Genomic DNA, 18,111 nt, shown 5'->3' with positions numbered 1-18,111 from the left:
ACGCGGCAGCGAGCGGCACAGACACACAAGAAGGTAGCAGCCTGGAGCGCCATGCCCCCATCGGCGTCCATACACTGGGAGACGAGACGTGAGTACCTCTGACAATAAATTCGCTGGCATTCAGCAGCTGGGCCGAGCCCTGATGCTGCCGATCGCCGTTTTGCCCGTGGCCGGCCTGCTGCTGCGCCTGGGCCAGCCGGACCTGCTCAACATCAAGATGATGGCTCAGGCAGGCGACGCCATTTTCGGCAACCTCGCCCTAATCTTCGCCATCGGCGTGGCGGTGGGCTTCGCCAAAGACAACAACGGGACCTCCGGCCTGGCCGGCGCCATTGGCTATCTGGTGATCACCGCGGTGCTCAAGGTGATAGACGAGAAGCTCAATATGGGGGTGCTGTCCGGCATCCTGTCCGGCCTGGTGGCCGGCGCGCTGTACAACCGCTACAAGGACATTAAGCTGCCCAGCTACCTGGCCTTCTTCGGCGGCAAGCGTTTTGTGCCCATTGTCACCGGCTTCTCCATGTTGCTGCTGGGCGCGGTGCTGGGCTATGTCTGGATGCCGGTGCAGATCGGCATCGATAGCGTTGGCCGCTGGCTGATCGGCGCCGGCGAGATCGGCGTCTTCGTCTACGGCGTGCTCAACCGCGTGCTCATCGTCACCGGCCTGCACCACATCCTCAACACCATTGTCTGGTTCCAGGTGGGCGATTTCGCCGCCGCCGCCGGCAAGGTGGTGCATGGGGATCTGACCCGCTTCTTCGCCGGCGACAAGACGGCCGGCATGTTCATGTCCGGCTTCTTCCCGGTGATGATGTTCGGCCTGCCGGCCGCCTGCCTGGCGATGTACCGCACCGCCAAGCCGGAGAACAAGCAAGCCGTCGGCGGTCTGCTGTTCTCGATGGCGCTGACCGCGATGCTGACCGGCGTCACCGAGCCGGTGGAGTTCGCCTTCATGTTCCTGGCGCCAGCGCTGTACGCCATCCACGCGGTGCTGACCGGTCTGGCCATGGCCTTGATGCACGCGCTCAACATCAAGCTGGGTTTCGGCTTCTCCGCCGGTCTGTTCGACTACATGCTGAACTTTGGCTTGTCCACCAATCCCTTGCTGTTGATCCCGGTGGGCATTGGCTACTTCGCGCTCTACTACGTGTTGTTTGTGTTCTTCATCAAGAAATTCGATCTGAAGACCCCCGGCCGTGAAGACGCGATGGTGACCGTGGCAGCGGTGGCGGCCGGCAGTGAGCGCGCGCGCGCCTTTATCACCGCGCTGGGCGGCGCCGCCAACCTGAAATCAGTGGATGCCTGCACCACCCGTTTGCGCCTGCAAGTGGCCAGCAATGACAAAGTGAGCGAGGCCGCGCTGAAGGCGTTGGGCTCGCGCGGCCTGATCAAGCCGGCAGCCGGCAGCGTGCAAGTCGTGTTGGGGCCGGAAGCGGACCTGATCGCCGACGAAATCCGCGTCGCCTTGAGCGCCGCTGAAACCGCGGCAGCCGTTCAAACGAGCGAGGCGGCGCCGGCGCAGGCCTTGGGCGAAGTGGTGGGCATAGACCGCGAACGCTGGCTGACGGCGCTGGGCGGGGCGGACAATGTGCACAAGGTGGAAGCCGTGGCCGGCAGCCGGTTGCGGGTGGAAGTGGCCGACGCGGCCCTGGTTGATCAGGCCGCTTTGCAGCAGCTGGGCGCCAGCGGCGTTACCGCCTTCTCCGGCACGCTATTGCATATAGTATTGAATAGCGACGCCGGCGATTACGCCGCCGTGTTGCAGGGCTGAGGCGCTGTTCGATGCCGGGCGGCGGCCGGCGGAATTTGACGCACGGCAAGCTTGGACGGAATTTCCGCACTGGCGATGTTGGTAATTCGCCCACTACTTATGTAGCGAGTTGATTACAAGCCGAATCAGGCGGACAGTGGTGGCGCAGGGCACGGGAAGATGACCTTGCGCCATTTCAACTTGGAGGATGCATCATGACGTTGCGAGTTGCTATCAATGGTTACGGCCGCATCGGCCGCATGATTGTGCGTGCATGGCAAGAGCGCTATGCCGATCAGGACATCGAGATTGTCGCCATCAACGATCTGGCCTCGCCGGAGCTGCATGAACACCTGACCCGCTACGACAGCGTGCACGGCCCGTTCGCCGCGTCCGTGGCGTTGGACGGCGACCACCTAGTGGTCAACGGCAAGAAGATCAAGCTGCTGGCCATCCGCAACCCGGCCGAGCTGCCGTGGAAAGAATTGAACGTGGATGTGGTGATGGAATGCACCGGTTTGTTCACCAACCGCGAAAAAGCCGGCGCTCATCTGCAGGCGGGCGCCAAAAAAGTGCTGATCTCCGCTCCTGGCGGCGAAGGCGTGGACGCCACCGTGGTTTACGGCGTCAACCATCAGCAGTTGAACAGCGCGATGACCATCGTGTCCAACGCCTCCTGCACCACCAACTGCCTGGCTCCGATGGTGCAGCCCTTGATCGACACCATCGGCATCGAGCGCGGCCTGATGACCACCGTGCACGCCTACACCAACGACCAAGTGTTGCTGGACACCGATCACAAGGATCTGCGTCGCGCCCGTTCCGCCGCCGTGTCCATGATCCCGACCAAAACCGGCGCCGCCGCCGCGGTGGGTCTGGTGCTGCCGCAGCTGAAAGGCAAGCTGGACGGCTTCGCCGTGCGCGTGCCGGTGAGCAATGTCTCGCTGGTGGACCTGACCTTCACCGCCGGCCGCGATACCAGCAAGGAAGAAGTGAACCAGCTGATCAGCGACGCCGCCAAGGGCCCGCTGAAGGGCGTGCTGGGCGTCAACACCCTGCCGCTGGTGTCCTGCGACTTCCTGCACAACCCGGCGTCCAGCACCTTCGACGCCACGCTGACCCGGGTCATTGGCGGCCGCGAAGTCAAAGTGCTGGCCTGGTACGACAATGAGTGGGGCTTCTCCAACCGCATGATCGATACCGCGGTGGCCTGGCAGGCCGCCAAGTAAGCGCGCCGACAGGCATTCCGCTCTTGCAAACGGACAGGCTCGCCTGTCCGTTTTTCATTGCGTGGTCCAAAACCGGGCCGGATTATTCGTCCTGTTGCAAATCCGGCAGCCGCGGCGGCACCGGCACCTCGATCACGATCGAAGTCTTGGTGTCGCCAAACTGCATCAGCCGCGCGATCAGCGCCTGCAGCGTGGGCATATTGTCCACCACCACCTTCATCATCAGTCCGCTGGTGCCGGTCACCGACATGCATTCGATGATCTCCGGCATGGTGCGGATTTCCTCTATCACCGCGAAGTACTCCAGGTGTTTGACCGTCAGTTCTATCATGCAGCAGATGGGCAAGCCCACCTTGTTGGGATCGATGGTGGCGCGGTAGCCGGTGATCACGCCGCCGCGCTCCAATTTGCTCACCCGGTCCGCCACCGCCGGCGGTGACAGATTCACCCTTCTGGCCAGTTCCGCGAAGCTGATGCGAGCGTTTTCGTGCAGTGCGGAGATGATTTTTCTATCAAATTTATCCATGTTTCGATTATAAGGAAATATGACAAAACAAACATATAAAAGGAGGTAAAATGGCAGAAAATCCAATCAACCATCTGATAAAAACGCCTGTTTGCTACGTAAAATTCTGGCCGTATCAGGGTTGGCCGCACTGTCCCGCGGCCCGCCTGTCCAGATCCGTTGCGGATGAGAATTGTCCCAAAACGCTCTCATTTGAAACTGTCCTGGTGATCTCTTTGTCCCTGGTCTCTAGTCAGATCAAATCTGTATTGACGACGACCATTCCGGGCCTGTTCACAGCAACAGGCCCGTTTTTTTTTGGTTTCAGCGGCGTCTACGGCTGGCGCGTTAAAATAATCTGCGCCAAAGTGGGAAAGTTTGACGAAATGTCATATTTTTGTAATCACCCGTTTTTATCCTTGCCACACACTCAAACGGGAATGGATCAACCATGCCAGCCAATATCTTGCTTGTTGAAGACGAACCGGCAATCCAGGAGCTGATTGCCTTCAACCTGGCGCAGGCCGGCCACCATGTGCTGCGAGCCAGCACCGCCGAAGCGGCGCTGACGCTGGTGCGCAACGCGCTGCCGGATCTGGTGCTGCTGGACTGGATGCTGCCGGGCGCCAGCGGCGTGGACATCGCCAAGCGCTTGCGCGCGGACGAGCGTACCCGCCACGTGCCCATCATCATGCTGACCGCTCGCTCGGACGAACAGGACAAGATCACCGGCCTGGAAACCGGCGCCGACGACTACATCACCAAGCCCTTCTCGCCGCGCGAGTTGCTGGCGCGCATCAAGGCGGTGCTGCGCCGCCGCGCGCCGCAGATGACCGACGACGCAGTGGACGTGCAAGGCCTGCGGCTGGATCCGGTTACCCATCGCGTCACCGGCAACGGCGGCGTCATTGATCTGGGCCCCACCGAATTCCGCCTGCTGCATTTCTTCATGACCCACCCCGAGCGCGTGCATTCGCGCTCCCAGTTGTTGGACCAAGTGTGGGGCGACCATGTTTTCGTGGAAGAGCGCACCGTGGACGTGCACATCCGCCGGCTGCGCAGCGCATTGGAGGGCACCGGCCACGACGCGCTGATCCAGACCGTGCGCGGCACCGGTTACCGCTTCTCCACCCAGCAGTGAGGCCTGATGCCTGAATTTCTGAAACGCACGCTGGCCTCGCTGCTGGCGACCGCCGTCATCGGCCTCGGCTTCTGGCTGGGATCGTCGGCGGAAGACGGACTGATCGCGGTGGCCATCTGCCTGGGCGGCTGGCTGGCCTTCAATCTCTACCATATGGCGTTGCTGCTGCGCTGGCTGCAGCGGCCCACCCCGGAGCGGGTGCCGGACGGTTTCGGCGTTTGGCACACCATTTTCATGACGCTGTACCGCACCACCCGCACCCAGAGCCAGAGCCAGAAAAAGCTCACCCACGCGCTGGAGCGCTTCATCAACGCCGGCGAGGCGATGCCGGACGGGGTAGTGGTGCTGGACGAGCACGACCGCATCGAATGGATCAACCCGATGGCGGTGGAGCACCTGGGCCTGGACCGCAAGCGCGACGTCGGCAACCAGATCCTCAACCTGATCCGCCAGCCGGCCTTTCACGCCTATATGAACGAGGCGCGCTTCAGCCAGCCGCTGGTGCTCAATTTCGTGCAGCCGCGCGAACTGGTGATCTCGCTGCAGATGGTGCCTTTTGATTCCACCCGCAAGCTGCTGCTGACCCGCGACATCACCCAGCTGGAACGGGTGCAGACCGTGCACAAGGATTTTGTCGCCAACGTCTCGCACGAGCTGCGCACGCCGCTGACCGTGGTGGGCGGCTTTCTGGAGACGCTGGGCGATCTGCCGCAGGTGGACGACGCCACCTTCCGCCAGTTTCTGCCGATGATGCTGGAGCAATCGCGGCGAATGCAAAGCCTGGTTGAAGACCTGCTGACCCTGTCCAAGCTGGAGAACAGCCCCAAGGCGGCGGTGTCGGAGCGCGTGGACATGCAGGACATGCTGGACACGCTGATGGTGGAGGCAGAGGGTCTATCCCATGGCCGCCATCAGGTCCAACTGGATCAGCGCAGCGACGCGTGGTTGTGGGGCAGTCCTCAGGAGCTTCATTCGGCTTTCGGCAACCTGGTGTCCAATGCGGTGCGCTACACGCCTGAGGGCGGCTGTATCACGCTGAGCTGGAAGGAGGAGGGCGAGCAACTGCGCTTCTCTGTGGCGGACACCGGCATCGGTATTCCGCGCGAGCATATTCCGAGGCTGACTGAGCGCTTCTACCGGGTGGACCGCGGTCGTTCGCGCGGCAGCGGCGGCACCGGTCTCGGCCTCGCCATCGTCAAGCACGTGCTGGCGCGACATCACGCCCGGCTGGAGATCAGAAGCGAGCCGGACAAGGGCAGCGTGTTCTCCGCGGTGTTCCCGCGCGACCGCCGCAGCGGCTCGAAAGCGGCCTGAGCGCCGCGCCGCGGGGCCGCATGCGGCGTATTCTTGCAAGCTTGGGTCGGCGCTCTTGGCGCGCCGCTCCAAGCGGGTTAGGATGTCCGTTTTAGCCCGCCGATTTTAGAACCTGTTCAAAGTCTGCTGCGCTTCGGCGATACGGTGTTGAAACCCGCTTCGAAATGCTTATGTACCGTATGTGCATTCCGCTTCCTCGGCTGATTTCGCCTTGTCTCGCCCTTGCTCGCGAGACTCTGAACAGGCTCTATGGCGTGGCAGCCCCCGGCCGGCTCGGCGACGCCGGGCCCGTCCCGACTTTATTCTGGATCGTTCCACCATGAATCGACTGCAATCCATCCGCCCGTTCGGCCAGCGCGTCTGGCTGGACAATCTGTCCCGCGAACTGATCGCCTCCGGCGAATTGGCGCGCCTGCTGGCCGACGACGGCATCGCCGGCGTGACGTCCAACCCGGCGATCTTCTACAAGGCGATCAGCGGCGACGCCAGCTATCAGGCCGATTTGGCCCGCTTGAAGGCGGACGCCGGCCTATCCGCCGAGGCGCGCTACGAAGCGCTGGTGGTGCCAGACATCCAGGCCGCCTGCGACCTGCTGCGCGGCCAATACGACGCCAGCCAGGGCAACGACGGCTATGTCAGCCTGGAAGTGTCGCCGGAACTGTCCAACGACGAGGCCGGGACCCTGGCCGCGGCGCGGCGCTTGTGGGCGGAAATCTCCCGGCCCAACGCCATGATCAAGATCCCGGCCACCGCCGCCGGCATCCGAGCCTTCCAGACGCTGACCCGCGAAGGCGTCAACGTCAACATCACCCTGCTGTTCTCGCTGCCGCAAGTGGAAGCGGTGTGGGACGCCTACATCGCCGGCTTGTCCGCCCGTCACGCCGACGGCAAGAACGTGTCCGGCGTCAAGGCGGTGGCCAGCTTCTTCCTGTCCCGCGTCGACAGCCTGCTGGACCCGCAAGTGGCGGAGGCCCATAAGGGCAAAGTGGCCATCGCGCTGTCCAAGGCCGCGTACGCTCGCTATCTCGAGCGCTTCCACGGCGCCGAGTTCGCCGCCTTGAAAGCCGCCGGCGCTCGCCCGCAATACCTGCTGTGGGCCTCCACCGGCACCAAGAACGCCGCCTACTCCGACGTGCTTTACGTGGAAAGCCTGATTGGCGATGAAACCGTCAACACCGTGCCGGACGGCACGCTGGCGGCCTTCCGCGACCACGGTCAGGCCGCGTTGACGCTGCCGCAAGGCATGGACGAGGCGCAGACCCTGCTGCACGCGGTGGGCGCGTCGGGCGTGGATCTGGCCGCCGCCGGCGAAAAGCTGCAGCAGGACGGCTTGAAGCTGTTCGAAGACGCGTTCGAGCAGTTGTTGAAGCTGACCGCCTGAGAGTGTAAACAGGCTCTGAGAACCGGATTACGATCTGCTGCGCGTTGGCGATACGGCGTTGAAAACGTCCTCAAAATGCTCATGTACCATGTGTACACTCCGCTTTTTCAGCCGTTTTCGCCTTGTCTCGCCCTAGCTCGCGGGATCGTAAACAGGCTCAGAGTGCGGAAAGATAAAAAGGCTGACCAGCGCGGTCAGCCTTTTTTGCGTTTGCGACCGGGCGGCGGCAGCCGTTCAGGCGGCCTGCTGCGTCCGGCGCGCCGCCATGCGTTGCCCGGCGGCGCTCATCTCCTCGGCGCTGATGGCGGAGGCGGCGGTGGGGAATAGCCAGCTTTCCTCGGCGGCGGCGTGTTCGCGGTACTGGCGCGCGAACTCCTCCAGCTCGTTTCGGTTGATGCTGTGGATCTTGCCGTCGCGCAGCGCCAGCAGATCGTCGCGAATGGCGTTCCAGCAGGAGTGCAGATACCCGTGTTCGGCGCTCAGTTGCTCCAGCCGCGAGGCGGCGGTGGGCACCCGCTCCAGAATCAGCGGGAACAACTCGTCTTCCTCGTCGCTGTGATGGGCGGGGCCGGCCAGATCGAAGTAGCGGACCACGCCGTCTATCGTATTGCGTGCGGCCTCGTTGACGCCGTGCTGTTCGATATAGGAAGGCAGTTGATCCAATTGCTCGCAGAAGCGGCGAATCTTGTCGTGGCAGGCTTGCAGCATTTCCAGCGGCTGTTCGAAGCTGGGCGCGGCGGCGCTGCTCAAGGTGTCCAGGGTCAGCATCGGCGTTCTCCTGTAGTGGGTGACGGGCTGCATTCTGCGGCATGGTGCGGGCGGCGGCCATGATCCGGCTCAAGCCAACGCGCGCCGGAGGCTCCGCGGGAGCGGTAGAATGCCGAGGTTTGGCTGCCCCGGTTGTTCTTGATACCCCGCTGTCGGGCAGAAAACAAGTGAGATATTGGACTGTTCCGATGACTAGAATGTTGCGCGCGCAAGCGCAGCGCCGCAGGAGGTTGGATGCAAGCCCCGTTTGAAGTGAAACGCCTGGATTTGAGCGACGCGGCGTTGGCCGCTCGCGCCTTGAGCCTGCAGTTGGCGGCCCACCGCCTGGAGGCGGAATGGCTGTCCTATCCGCATTTGCCGGTGCTGTGGACCGACCTTGCCGCCGTGCAGGTCTGCGCCGACGCGGTTTGGGGCGCGTTCGAGGGCGAAAGCCTGCGCGGGGTGCTGGTGGCCTCGCGTCGCGAGGATGGCGGGCTGCATATCGAAAGAGTGGTGGTGGATCCGCAACAGTTGCGCGCCGGCTGGGGCTATCGTTTGCTTAACCGGGCGTTGGTGGGCGAGAGCGAGGTCAGCGTCGATACCGCCGAGGTCAATATCGCCGCGCTGTCCTTGTACCGCAAGGCCGGCTTCGTCGCCGAACAGCGCTGGTCCACGCCGGACGGCTTGATGCTGTGGCGTCTGAATTATCAGCCGGTCACGCCGCCGGCTTTCCAGCTACTGGAAGACGGCTGGCTGGACGGCGCGCGCCGGCTGCCGTCGCCCAATCACGACGAACGCGGCGAGGGCATGGCGCCGGAACTGCTGGTGATCCACAACATCAGCCTGCCGCCGTATCGCTACGGCGGACTGGGCGTGGAGCAGTTGTTCCAGAACCGGTTGAACCCGGACGAGCACCCGTTCTACGCCGAAATCCAGCATTTGCGCGTGTCTTCCCATTTCTTCATCCGCCGTTCCGGCGAGTTGCAGCAGTTTGTGCCTGTGACGCGGCGCGCTTGGCATGCCGGCGTGTCCACCTGGCGAGGGCGTGAGCGCTGCAACGATTTTTCCATAGGCGTGGAGCTGGAAGGCTGTGATTTCGAGCCGTTCAGCGAGGCGCAATACCGGACGCTGCAAGCCTTGGCGCTGGCATTGCGGCGCAGGCTGCCGCTTAGCGCCATCATCGGTCACGAGCACATCGCGCCGGGGCGCAAGACGGATCCGGGGCCATTTTTCGATTGGGCGAGGGCGGAGGCGGACAGCGGTCTGTCGCGTTAGCGTAAGCCAGCCGCGAAAAAGCCGGACAGGCAAGGCCGGTCCGGCTTGGGAGCGGGGCGGGAGGGGTTACAGCTCGACTTGCGCGCCCAACTCCACCACCCGGTTGGTGGGCACCTGAAAGAAGTCGGTAGCGCGCATCGCGTTCTTGCTCATCCACACAAACAGCTTCTCGCGTAGGCGAGACATGCCCGGACGCTCGGTGGACACGATGGTTTCGCGCGATAGGAAGAAGGAGGTGTCCATTAGCTCGAAGGCGAGACCTTGGGCAGTGCAATCTTCCAGCACCTGCAGCACGTTCGGGTCTTCCTTGAAGCCGTAGCGGGCCACCACGCGCCAGAACGAGGCGGACATCTGCACGATTTCCAGCCGTTCCTCCGCCGCCACATAGGGGACGTCCTCGGTGCGCACCGTCATCAGCACTACTCGCTCATGCAGCACTTTGTTGTGCTTGAGGTTGTGCAGCAGCGCGTGCGGCACGCCGTGCAGGGTGCTGGTCAGGAACACCGCGGTGCCTTGCACCCGCGTTGGCGGGTAGGCTTCCAGGTTCTCGATGAAGCTGTCCAGCGGCAGCGCCTGGTCGCGCAGGCGCGTGAACAGCAGCTCGCGGCCCTGCTTCCAGGTGCTCATCAGCGTGAAGATCACCATGCCCAGCACCAGCGGCAGCCAGCCGCCGTCGGCCACTTTGTGGATGTTGGCGCTGAAGAAGCCCAGGTCTATGGTGGCGAATATCAGGGTAATGCCCAGCGCCAGCGGCAGGGGCCAGCGCCAGTTGACCCGGGCCACCACGAAGAACAGGCAGGTAGTGATCAGCATGGTGCCGGTGACGGCGATGCCGTAGGCGGCGGCCAGGCTGGACGAGGTCTTGAAGGTCAGCACCACCACCATCACCGCGATCAGCAAAGCCCAGTTGATGAAGGGCATGTAGATCTGGCCGATCTCTTTTTCCGAGGTGTGCTGCACTTCCAGCCGCGGGCAGTAACCCAGCTGGATGGCCTGGCGGGTCAGCGAGTAGGCGCCGGAAATCACCGCCTGCGACGCGATCACCGTGGCCAGCGTCGCCATCACGATCAGCGGCAGCAGCGCCCAGTCCGGCGCCAGCAGGAAGAAGGGGTTCTTGATCGCCGCCGGGTTCTGCATCAGCAGCGCGCCCTGGCCGAAATAATTCAGCGCCAGGCCGGGCAGCACCAGGCTGAACCAGGCGCGGCGGATCGGCGAGCTGCCGAAATGGCCCATGTCGGCGTACAGAGCCTCGGCGCCGGTCAGCGCCAGCACCACCGAGCCCAGGGTCAGGAAGGAGCCCCAGCCGTTGTGGCCGATGAAGTGCAGGGCGTGGTAGGGGTTGAGCGCCTGCAGCACTTGCGGCGCTTGCACGATCTGATGCAGGCCCAGCAGGCCCAGAACGGAAAACCAGATCAGCATGATGGGGCCGAACAGCAGGCCGACGCTGGCGGTGCCGAATCGTTGTAGCAGGAAGAGGCCGGTCAGCACGCCGATGGCCATCGGCAACACATAGCTTTCCATCGCCGGCGAAATCAGCTCCATGCCTTCGGCCGCGGATAAGACCGACACCGCAGGGGTGATGATGGCGTCGCCGTAGAACAGCGCCGCGCCGAACAGCCCCAGCAGCACGATCTTCCAACGCGCGGCGTGAGTGGTGTAATGGCGGGCCAGCGCCATCAGCGCCATGATGCCGCCTTCGCCGCGGTTGTCGGCGCGAAGCACGAAAGCCACGTATTTGATGGAAACCACGAAAATCAGCGACCAGAAGATCAGCGACAAAATGCCGAAGATGTTTTCAGGCGTGGTGGGGATGCCCTGGCCGGTGAAGCATTCGCGCAGGGTATACAGCGGGCTGGTGCCGATATCGCCGTATACCACGCCCAAGGCGGCCAGGGTCAGGCCTGCCATGGCCTGTTTGTTGTGATCCTGCATATGCATCCAATGGAATTGTTCGTCACCGTATATTGCTGCACAGCAATATCGATGGTTCTTGAGCGCGCAGATTACTCCAGAGGTCTGGGTAAGCCAAGCAAAGGTGGCGCAAGAGCCGAGATGTGTTCTCGTAAAACGACAGAATCCGGGCTGTCTGCTTGCGCGGCGGCCGCATCTGGGGTAACCGGCGGGGGCGGGACACGCATCTTTATAGCGCAAAACGGCGATGCCGGCGCAAGGCTTGGCCGCGAGGCGCGGCAAACGCTACAATCAAGCCCTCATTACACCGTATTACCAAGGACGCATCATGCGCGCATCGCAGTTTTTCATTTCCACCCTGAAGGAAGCCCCCGCCGACGCGGACATCGCCAGCCAGAAGCTGATGATGCGCGCCGGCTTCATCCGCAAAGTGGCCGCCGGCATTTACTCCTGGATGCCGATGGGCCTGCGCAGCGTGCGCAAGGTGGAAAACATCGTGCGTGAAGAGATGAACCGCGCCGGCGCGATCGAAGTCAGCCTGCCGGTGGTGCAGCCGGCCGGCCTGTGGCAGGAAACCGGCCGTTGGGACAAGATGGGCGAGGAGCTGCTGCGTTTCAAGGACCGTCACGAGCGGGACTTCGCCTTGCAGCCCACCGCGGAGGAACTGATCACCGACATCGCCCGCAACGAGCTGCGCAGCTACCGTGCGTTGCCCAAAAACTTCTATCAGATTCAGACCAAGTTCCGCGACGAGCGCCGCCCGCGCTTCGGCGTGATGCGCGGCCGCGAGTTCACCATGAAGGACGCTTACTCCTTCGACCGCAGCGCTGAAGCCGCCGGCGTTAGCTACGACAATATGTACGCCGCTTACTGCCGCATCTTCGACCGCCTGGGCCTGAGCTACCGCGCCGTCGCCGCCGACACCGGCGCGATCGGCGGCGACCGTTCGCATGAATTCCAGGTGATCGCCGACACCGGCGAGGACGCCATCGTCTACTGCCCAGGCTCCGACTACGCCGCCAACATCGAACTGGCCGAAGCGGTAGCGCCGGTTGGCGAGCGCGCGGCCGCCGGCGCGGCCATGGCCAAGGTGCATACGCCCAAGGTCAAGACCATCGCCGACTTGGTGGACTTCCTGAAGGTCGACATCAAGCAAACCGTCAAAGCGGTGGTGGTGGATGGCGACGACGATCAGCCGGTGCTGTTGCTGGTGCGCGGCGATCATGAGCTGAACGAGGTCAAGGCCGAGAAAATCGCCGGCATCAAGTCGCCGCTGACTTTCGCCGCCCCGGGCGCGATCAAGGCCGCCTTCGGCGCCAATCCCGGCTCGCTGGGTCCGGTGGGCTTCAAGGGCCGCGTCATCGCCGACCGCACCGTCGCCAAGATGGCCGACATGATTACGGGCGCCAACGAGGACGATCAGCACTACACCGGCGTCAACTTCGGCCGCGACTGCGCGGAACCGGAAGTGATGGACATCCGCAATGTGGTGGCCGGCGACGCCTCGCCGGACGGCAAGGGCGAGCTGGCGATCCAGCGCGGCATCGAAGTGGGCCATGTATTCTATCTGGGCACCAAGTACTCGGAAGCGATGAACGCCACCTTCCTGGACGAGGACGGCAAGCCCAAGCCGTTCGAAATGGGCTGCTACGGCATCGGCGTCACTCGCATCCTGGGCGCGGCGATCGAGCAGAACTTCGACGACAAGGGCATGATCTGGCCGGACGCCATCGCACCGTTCACCGTGGTGATCTGCCCGGTGGGCTATGACCGCTCCGTCGAGGTGAAGGCCGCCGCCGACGCCTTGTACCAAGGTCTGTCGGCCAAGGGCGTGGACGTGATCCTGGACGACCGCGGCGAACGCCCGGGCGCGATGTTCGCCGACTGGGAGCTGATCGGCGCGCCGCATCGCATCACCATCGGCGACCGCGGCCTGAAGGAAGGCAAGGTCGAGTACCAGCACCGTCGCGACACGGAAGCCAGCGCGCTGGCAGCGGATGCTATGCTGGAACAAGTGTTAGCCAAACTGGGGCTGTGACCGTCTTATGATCCGATCCGGCATCGTCGTATTGTTGGCCGCGCTGGCAGCGATGCCGGCGTGGGCCGGCGCGCAGAAGGAAGAGGCGTTGGCCGCCAACGTCGCTTCCACTATGCGCCGTTCGGTGTCGGACGCCAACGCGCCGCGGCTGGTATTCGACGACCAGCGCGAAGCCGATGCCTGGCTGGGCGAAATGTCCAGCCGGCTGGCCAAGCGGATTCCGGACAAATGGACGCGGGAGCGCCTGCTCACGGCCATCCACTACGAGGCCACCCGGGCCGGCCTGGACCCGCAACTGGTGCTGGGCCTGATCCAGGTGGAAAGCGGCTTCAACAAGTACGCGATCTCCGGCGCCGGCGCGCGAGGGCTGATGCAGGTGATGCCGTTCTGGGTGCGCAGCATAGGCAATGCGCAGCACAACCTATTCGATCTCACCACCAATCTGCGCTACGGCTGCACCATTCTGCGTTACTACCTGGATATCGAGCGCGGCAATCTGTTCCGCGCGCTGGGCCGTTACAACGGCAGCCTGGGCCGGGCTGAATACCCCAACCTGGTGATGGGCGCCTGGAAAGGCCGCTGGCACTGGGTGGCGCCGCTGCCGGTGAAAACGGCGGCGGCGGGCGCCGCACCGCCGTTGGTGCGCTGACGCGCGGCTGTAAAAAAACCGGCTCTGGAATCCAGGCCGGTTTTTTTTGTCCGCTCAGCGCGGCAAGCTACAGGAGGACGCGCGCATCTCAATCCTCCTGGGTCTGCAGCATTTTCTTCAGCAAGCGCGCCAGCGTGGCGCGTTCTTCCGTGTCCAGCATCTCGATCAGTTCGGCCTCGGCCGACAGATGATTGCCGACGGCGTCCTCGATCACTTCGAAGCCCTTGGGCGTTAGCGTCACGATCACGCCGCGGCGGTCGGTCGGGTCCGGCGAGCGGGTCACCAGACCGGCTTCTTCCAGCCGGTTGATGCGGTTGGTCAGCGCGCCGGAGGAAATCAGCACCATGCCCTGCAGTTGATTGGGGGACAGCTGGAACGGTTCGCCGCCGCGGCGCAGCGCGGCCAGCACGTCGAACTCGCCGACATTCAGATTGTGGCGCGCCAAATCGTGCAACACGCGGCGGGTGACAAAGTATTCCATCCGCACAATGCGGCCGACCACTTCGGTGGAGGACGGGTCCAAGTCCGGGCGAACCTCGCGCCACAGGGCGACGATACGGTCAATCTGGTCTGGTGCTTGTTGCATCACTGACGGTTCCTGATGTGTGGGTGACAACTGGATGACTACCGGGCGCAGAGATTAGCACGGCTTGAAGTTAGTTTATCTTCATGTGAAAGAATAGTCCCCAGTCATCACCCGCACCAGCGGGAAGCGCGCTTACTGACGCATGCTGACCGCCAGCCGGTTGAAGGCGTTCATCAGAGCAATGGCGAAGCTCAGGTCCGCCACTTCTTCCGGGCTGAAGTGTTCCTGCAAGGGCAGATAGTGCTGGTCCGGCGCCTGGGTGACGGCGATGTCGGTCAGCGATTCCGCCCATTCCAGCGCCGCGCGTTCGCGGGCGCTGTACAACTCGCTGACGCGCCAGCCGGCCAGGGAATCGATGCGCTCATTGCTTTCCCCCCTGGCGCGCAGGGCCGACGCGTGCATTTTCAGGCAGAAGGCGCAGCCATTGATCTGGGATACGCGCAGATAAACCAGCTCGATCAAGGGCAGGCCCAGGCTGCTGTGTTGCAAGCTGGACTTGACGCTGGCCAGCCCTTGGTAGGCGGCGGGGGACAGTTGGGTGTAGGGCAGGCGCAGAGACATGGCAATTCCTTTCAAGAGAGAGATCATCGCAGCGGCGAGCTGCAAGGCCAGTCTAGGCAAAAATCATTTATGTAAATAGACTTAAAATATCGAATTCAAATTCCAAAAATGAAATCATGCTGGATGATCTGCAATTATTCGTGAGCATTGTCGACGCGGGCAGCCTGAATGCCGCCGCCCGGCGGCTGGGCGTTCCCACCGCCACCCTGTCGAGGCGTTTGCAGGCGCTGGAGCGGGAGCTGGGTTGTCGTCTATTGCACCGCAGCGCGCGGCGGATGGAGCTGACGGCGGAAGGCGGGCAGTACTACGAGCAATGCCGGCCCTTGCTGCAATCCTTGAGCCAGGCCGCCGCGTCGCTGGCCGATTCGCTGTATCAGGTCAAAGGCGTGCTGCGGGTGCTGTCGCCGCTTAGCCTGGGCAATGATGTCCTGGTGCCGGTATGGCGGCGGATGCTGAGGGATTACCCGGACTTGCGCCTGGAGCTGCATCTGAACAACGCCATCGACGACCTGCTCAGCGGCATGGCGGATTTGGCTTTACGGGTGGGGGAGCAGCCGGACTCCAGTTTGAACCAGCGGCAGCTGGGTTGGGTGCGTACTTTGCTGGTGGCCGCGCCGGCCTATCTGGCGGCGCAAGGCGAACCGCGGACGCCGGAGGATCTGGCGCGCCACGCCTTGCTGGTGGCGGAGCCGTTTGAGCGTTGGCATTTGCGGCGGGGAGACGACGGCGCGGCATGGGAGTTGCCGCCGCCACGGCTGCGGGTCAACGATATGCTGCTGCCGCGCCGCTTGGCGGAGGCGGGAACGGGCATCGCCGTCTGCCCCCATAGCCTGTGTCATCGCCAGTTGGCGGAAGGCGGTTTGCGGCAGGTTTTGGCCGGCTGGGAAATGCCGGCTCAGCCGGTGTACGCGGTGTGGCCGCAACGGCGTTATCCGCCGGCGCGGGTGCGCGTCTTGCTGGATATTTTGGCGGAGTTTGCCGAGACGGAGCCCTTGCTGTCCCGGCCCGCCGGGATTTAGAACGTGTTTACGATCTTGCGAGCTAAGGCGAGACAAGGCGTTGCGGCTGAGAAAGCGGAATGTACGGGTGGTACATGAGCATTTCGAAGCGGTACTCACCGTGTACGCGTCCACGACGCGGAGCAGATCGTAAACAGGTTCTTGTCAGTCCGGCGTGGGATCGCCGCGCCGCTTCTTGCCTGGGTGGGGCGGCTTGGGTAGCACGACCTGGCGGGTGCCGGCCAGCCTGTCGTGCAGGAATAGCTTGTCGCGGTCGTAGAACTTCGCCAGGAAGGGAATCAGGCACCAGCTCAATGCCAGCCATAGAGCCTGCGGCTGGTGGCCGTAGGCATTGGCCCAGCCGAGGTAGGACACCGCCGGCATGCCGACGAACAAGGTCAGGCCGATCAGGTAGCGCGCCGCCGCCTGCTTCCAGACAATGCCGCCGCCGCGGGCGTTGACCAGCTTGATGCGCCAGGTCTTCATCGCCACGGTCTGGCCGCTGCGGACCCAGCAATAGCCGAAGTAGCCGAACAGGGCGACGGCGAGCACGCCTTTCAGCAGAGCCTTGAACAGCGGCCCCTGGCCGATCAGCGTTTGCAACGGCGTCAGCGCCGCGGTGACGGTGAGCAAGAGCGCGGCGACCAACAGCAATTCATAAAACAAGCTGGCCAGGCTGCGTTTCAGTGTCGGAGGAGTCAGGGCGGGGGCGTCAGCGGGAGGCATCTTGGGCTTTATGTTGTTGTTGCAGGCGCTGGATGGCCTGCCGGCGTTGTTCGGGCGGCATCTGCTGCAAGGCTTTCCAGTTGGCGCGGATTTCGTCGCGCTGCTGCTGGCTCAGTTCGGACCAGGCTTTCAGCTTCTGTTGCACGCGCTGGCGCTGCGCCTCCGGCAGCTGTTGGAATTGCGGCACGATGGCCAGCAGGTTTTGTTTTTTATACGGCGCGTAGCGGTCCCATTCCGTGGCCAGCGGCGCTAGAACCTGCTGCTGTTCCGCGCTTAATTGCGCCCAGCGGGGGTTGGCCGGCGGGCTGGCCTTGGTCGCCGGCGCCAGCAGTCCGCTTAGGCACAGGGCGAGCAAGAGGTGGCGGCCGCTATTCATGCAGGCCTCGGCTGAAGTGGGGTTCCAGCAAGGTTTCGAACGGCAGATCCTGCGCCAGTACCGCGGCGTCCACCGCTTCTTCTTCCAGCAGCAAATCTTCGGCCAGCATCATGCCGGCGCCGGTCAACAGCGCGAAGCCCAAGGCCAAGCCGCCGCGGCGGAGCGACAGCACATGGCGCTGTCCCCACAGGCCCAGCCGCTCGCGTTGCGTAACGGCTCCGGGGGAACTGGCGTCGAAGCGAGCCAGCGCACGCTCGCGCGCCTGGCGCAGCCTGCGTTCCAGCGCGGGGTCGAGATCGGCGCTGGCGTGGTCCAGCACGCGTGATACATGGCCGGGCAGGGGATAGGAAGGTTTCATAGCGTCACTCCCTTTTGCGCGAGGATGGCGGCCAGAGTGTGATTGGCGCGCGAGCAATGCGTTTTCACGCTGCCTTCCGAGCAGCCCATCACGCGCGCGGTGGCGGCAACATCCAGACCTTCCCAATAACGCAGCAGAAACGCCTCGCGTTGACGGGCCGGCAGCAGTTGCAGCGAGGACTCGATCAGCACGGCGGTTTCCTTGCGCGCGCACCATTGTTCGGGATTGCTGTGCGCCTCGTCCGCGGCTACGTCCAGCGTTTCCAGCGGGTCGGGGCTATCGTCTTCCTCGCGGGCGGGGATCAGCGAGGACAGCAGCGTGCTGACGAAACGGCGCGCCTTGCTGCGGCGGTAGAAGTCGCGAATGGTGTTTTGCAGGATACGCTGGAAGATCAGTGGCAGTTCCGCCGCCGGGGCGTGCGGATAGCGATCCGCCAGTTTCATCATCGAGTCCTGCACGATATCCAATGCGCTGTCTTCATTCTGGACCGCATACCACGCCTGCTTGAAAGCGCGTTTCTCCGCCGACTCCAGAAAGTCGGCCATTTCCTCGCGGCTAGCCATCGG

At 63.6% G+C, this 18,111-nt stretch carries 18 protein-coding genes and 1 pseudogene; 10 read left to right on the top strand and 9 right to left on the bottom strand.

Annotated features, from left to right (window positions below; translation table 11 throughout):
- The first annotated feature begins 88 nt into the window (after nucleotides 1-88).
- Nucleotides 89-1,771: an N-acetylglucosamine-specific PTS transporter subunit IIBC gene (nagE, locus tag HA052_RS00730; protein ID WP_166450410.1), complete on the top strand. Its 1,683-nt coding sequence runs from the start codon at nucleotides 89-91 to the stop codon at nucleotides 1,769-1,771.
- A 194-nt stretch (nucleotides 1,772-1,965) separates the two neighbouring features.
- Nucleotides 1,966-2,979 (top strand): type I glyceraldehyde-3-phosphate dehydrogenase, encoded by a 1,014-nt coding sequence (gene gap, locus HA052_RS00725; RefSeq protein WP_081544931.1) that lies wholly within the window; start codon nucleotides 1,966-1,968, stop codon nucleotides 2,977-2,979.
- Between the two features lie 82 nt (nucleotides 2,980-3,061).
- Here the strand turns inward: gap and HA052_RS00720 are convergent, their stop codons facing one another.
- A complete protein-coding gene (locus HA052_RS00720; protein ID WP_166450409.1) occupies nucleotides 3,062-3,505 on the bottom strand; it encodes an Lrp/AsnC family transcriptional regulator in 444 nt (147 codons plus the stop codon).
- Between the two features lie 430 nt (nucleotides 3,506-3,935).
- On the opposite strand from HA052_RS00720, the gene phoB reads away from it, so the two are divergent.
- The 3 genes from phoB (at nucleotide 3,936) to tal (ending at nucleotide 7,320) form a co-directional block, all read left to right on the top strand.
- Nucleotides 3,936-4,625: a phosphate regulon transcriptional regulator PhoB gene (phoB, locus tag HA052_RS00715; RefSeq protein ID WP_019101332.1), complete on the top strand. Its 690-nt coding sequence runs from the start codon at nucleotides 3,936-3,938 to the stop codon at nucleotides 4,623-4,625.
- 6 nt (nucleotides 4,626-4,631) lie between these two features.
- Nucleotides 4,632-5,939: a phosphate regulon sensor histidine kinase PhoR gene (gene phoR, locus HA052_RS00710; protein ID WP_166450408.1), complete on the top strand. Its 1,308-nt coding sequence runs from the start codon at nucleotides 4,632-4,634 to the stop codon at nucleotides 5,937-5,939.
- Nucleotides 5,940-6,258: 319 nt separating this feature from the next.
- On the top strand, nucleotides 6,259-7,320 hold the full coding sequence (gene tal / locus HA052_RS00705; protein ID WP_166450407.1) for a transaldolase: 1,062 nt from the start codon (nucleotides 6,259-6,261) through the stop codon (nucleotides 7,318-7,320).
- Between the two features lie 234 nt (nucleotides 7,321-7,554).
- Here tal and HA052_RS00700 read toward each other — a convergent pair whose 3' ends face one another.
- Nucleotides 7,555-8,088: a hemerythrin domain-containing protein gene (locus HA052_RS00700; protein ID WP_166450406.1), complete on the bottom strand. Its 534-nt coding sequence runs from the start codon at nucleotides 8,086-8,088 to the stop codon at nucleotides 7,555-7,557.
- A 234-nt stretch (nucleotides 8,089-8,322) separates the two neighbouring features.
- On the opposite strand from HA052_RS00700, the pseudogene HA052_RS27515 reads away from it, so the two are divergent.
- A pseudogene (locus HA052_RS27515) lies at nucleotides 8,323-8,706 on the top strand (GNAT family N-acetyltransferase); the annotation flags it as partial.
- Between the two features lie 48 nt (nucleotides 8,707-8,754).
- Nucleotides 8,755-9,342 (top strand): 1,6-anhydro-N-acetylmuramyl-L-alanine amidase AmpD, encoded by a 588-nt coding sequence (gene ampD, locus HA052_RS27510; protein ID WP_240937240.1) that lies wholly within the window; start codon nucleotides 8,755-8,757, stop codon nucleotides 9,340-9,342.
- A gap of 66 nt (nucleotides 9,343-9,408) precedes the next feature.
- Here ampD and kup read toward each other — a convergent pair whose 3' ends face one another.
- Nucleotides 9,409-11,274, bottom strand: a complete 1,866-nt coding sequence (gene kup / locus HA052_RS00690; RefSeq protein WP_166450404.1) for a low affinity potassium transporter Kup — start codon at nucleotides 11,272-11,274, stop codon at nucleotides 9,409-9,411.
- 307 nt (nucleotides 11,275-11,581) lie between these two features.
- Here kup and HA052_RS00685 point away from each other — a divergent pair, with 307 nt between their 5' ends.
- A complete protein-coding gene (locus tag HA052_RS00685; RefSeq protein WP_166450403.1) occupies nucleotides 11,582-13,291 on the top strand; it encodes a proline--tRNA ligase in 1,710 nt (569 codons plus the stop codon).
- Between the two features lie 7 nt (nucleotides 13,292-13,298).
- A complete protein-coding gene (locus HA052_RS00680; protein WP_043589513.1) occupies nucleotides 13,299-13,940 on the top strand; it encodes a lytic transglycosylase domain-containing protein in 642 nt (213 codons plus the stop codon).
- An 88-nt stretch (nucleotides 13,941-14,028) separates the two neighbouring features.
- Here HA052_RS00680 and HA052_RS00675 read toward each other — a convergent pair whose 3' ends face one another.
- Together HA052_RS00675 and HA052_RS00670 are read right to left on the bottom strand one after the other, a co-directional pair.
- Entirely contained in the window at nucleotides 14,029-14,526 is a 498-nt protein-coding gene (locus HA052_RS00675) for a MarR family winged helix-turn-helix transcriptional regulator (protein WP_166450402.1), read from the bottom strand.
- Between the two features lie 132 nt (nucleotides 14,527-14,658).
- Nucleotides 14,659-15,087, bottom strand: coding sequence for a carboxymuconolactone decarboxylase family protein (locus HA052_RS00670; RefSeq protein WP_043589518.1), 429 nt, complete (start codon nucleotides 15,085-15,087; stop codon nucleotides 14,659-14,661).
- Nucleotides 15,088-15,203: 116 nt separating this feature from the next.
- Between HA052_RS00670 and HA052_RS00665 the strand changes: the two genes are divergently transcribed.
- On the top strand, nucleotides 15,204-16,106 hold the full coding sequence (locus HA052_RS00665) for a LysR family transcriptional regulator (protein WP_166450401.1): 903 nt from the start codon (nucleotides 15,204-15,206) through the stop codon (nucleotides 16,104-16,106).
- Nucleotides 16,107-16,250: 144 nt separating this feature from the next.
- Here HA052_RS00665 and HA052_RS00660 read toward each other — a convergent pair whose 3' ends face one another.
- From HA052_RS00660 to HA052_RS00645, 4 genes are read right to left on the bottom strand one after another with little or no spacing between them, the layout of a single operon-like run.
- A complete protein-coding gene (locus HA052_RS00660; protein WP_166450400.1) occupies nucleotides 16,251-16,811 on the bottom strand; it encodes an RDD family protein in 561 nt (186 codons plus the stop codon).
- Nucleotides 16,798-17,187, bottom strand: a complete 390-nt coding sequence (locus HA052_RS00655; RefSeq protein ID WP_166450399.1) for a DUF3106 domain-containing protein — start codon at nucleotides 17,185-17,187, stop codon at nucleotides 16,798-16,800. The genes HA052_RS00660 and HA052_RS00655 overlap by 14 nt, the downstream gene beginning before the upstream one ends.
- Nucleotides 17,180-17,545 carry a DUF3619 family protein gene (locus tag HA052_RS00650; RefSeq protein WP_166450398.1) on the bottom strand — a complete coding sequence of 122 codons (366 nt, stop codon included), beginning with the start codon at nucleotides 17,543-17,545 and terminating at the stop codon, nucleotides 17,180-17,182. Before HA052_RS00650 ends, HA052_RS00655 begins: the two co-directional genes overlap by 8 nt.
- Complete coding sequence (locus HA052_RS00645; protein ID WP_166450397.1) at nucleotides 17,542-18,108, bottom strand: RNA polymerase sigma factor; 567 nt, start codon at nucleotides 18,106-18,108, stop codon at nucleotides 17,542-17,544. The genes HA052_RS00650 and HA052_RS00645 overlap by 4 nt, the downstream gene beginning before the upstream one ends.
- Nucleotides 18,109-18,111 lie beyond the last annotated feature (3 nt).

The sequence above is a fragment of the Chromobacterium fluminis genome (genome assembly GCF_011602385.1).
In the GTDB taxonomy this organism is placed as follows: Bacteria; Pseudomonadota; Gammaproteobacteria; order Burkholderiales; family Chromobacteriaceae; genus Chromobacterium; species Chromobacterium fluminis.
This window is presented reverse-complemented; position numbering and strand designations above follow the sequence as displayed.